Annotated in this window: 1 protein-coding gene and 1 pseudogene; one reads left to right on the forward strand and one right to left on the reverse strand. The window is 73.7% G+C overall.

Annotated elements, in window-relative coordinates:
- Positions 1-187 precede the first annotated feature (187 nt).
- Positions 188-1,108: a serine hydrolase gene (locus ASG00_RS01575; protein ID WP_045246363.1), complete on the forward strand. Its 921-nt coding sequence runs from the start codon at positions 188-190 to the stop codon at positions 1,106-1,108.
- A gap of 40 nt (positions 1,109-1,148) precedes the next feature.
- On the opposite strand, the pseudogene ASG00_RS16340 reads toward ASG00_RS01575, so the two are convergent.
- Positions 1,149-1,267, reverse strand: a pseudogene (locus ASG00_RS16340) (formyltetrahydrofolate deformylase); the annotation flags it as partial.

Here is a 1,267-nt window from a genome sequence, read left to right on the forward strand (position 1 = left end):
AACCAGATCGTGCGCAACGTCGACGCCTTCTACGCGGCGTTCGGCGTGACCGAGACCGATGCGCTCTGGCTCCCCGAGAGCGAGCGCGTCACCATCTGGTAACCCGGCCGTGCTGGCATGGCCTCACGCGAACGGATGCTGACAGTCGCCGTGCGCGCGCACCGCACCCGACGGGAGGGAGCCCACCGTGGCACCGACTCCTGATCGTGCGCGGGGCGCCGAGGCGTCGCCCGGGCGCCGCCGTGCGGCGAGCCGGTCGGGCCGCCGTGTCGCCGTGGGGCGACGCTCGTTCACGTCGACCATGGCGGCGCTCGACGCCCTCGCCGTCGCGGGCGCCCAGGTGTCGGTGCACGTCGACGACCTCGACCGCGGCAGCGCGGTGCTCGTCGGTGACGACTACGTGAGCCTGCCGATCGCGGGGCTCGGCGTCGTGCCTCTTCTGGTGGAGGTGGCGGCGCAGATCGACCAGAACCGCCTCGACCCTTACGAGGTGGTCGACCGCACGAGCCTCCCCGCGGTCGCGGGGCCGGGAACCTGGCAGCATCTCGCCGCGCCGTCGCTGCCTGTCGTCGACCTCGCGGTGCTGGCGGCATCCACCGGCGACGCCCTCGCGGCGAACGCGCTGCTCGCCCGCATCGGACTCCCCGCCGTGCGGGTGCGGCTCGAGCAGCTCGGGCTGTCGCGCTCGGCCATGATGGACGCCTTCCGCGACCGGCGCGGCCCCGACGACGCCCCGCACGTCGCGCTCGGCGCGACCCGCGAGTACGCGCGGCTGTTCGCCGACCTCGTGAACTCCCGCGTCGTGACACCCGCCGTCAGTGCGCAGGTGTCGGAGTGGCTGAGCCATGGGCACGACCTGAGCCTCGCGGCATCCGTCACCGGGCTCGACCCGTTCGCTCACGAGGGCGACGAGCATGGTCTGCTGTTCCTGAACAAGACCGGCCGGGGCGACGGCGTACGCGCCGAGGCGGGGGTGCTCGCCGGTCCCCGCGCGGGGGTGTCCTACGCGCTGACGGTCTGCTTCGACGACCTGTCGATCGCGCACCGGCTGCGGGCGCACGACGCGTTCCGGGTGCTCGGGCTCGAGCTCATGGAGTACGTGTTCTGACCACTTCGGGGCGGATGCCGCGGCCCACGCCGCGCCCGCCTCAGAAGACGATCGTCTGGTTGCCGTGGCGGATCACGCGGTCCTGCGCGTGCCACAGCACCGCGCGGGAGAGCACGGCGCGCTCGACGTCGGCGCCGTGGCGCTGCAGGTCGGTGCGGG

Source organism: Microbacterium sp. Leaf351 (assembly GCF_001423825.1).
In the GTDB taxonomy this organism is placed as follows: Bacteria; Actinomycetota; Actinomycetes; order Actinomycetales; family Microbacteriaceae; genus Microbacterium; species Microbacterium ginsengisoli.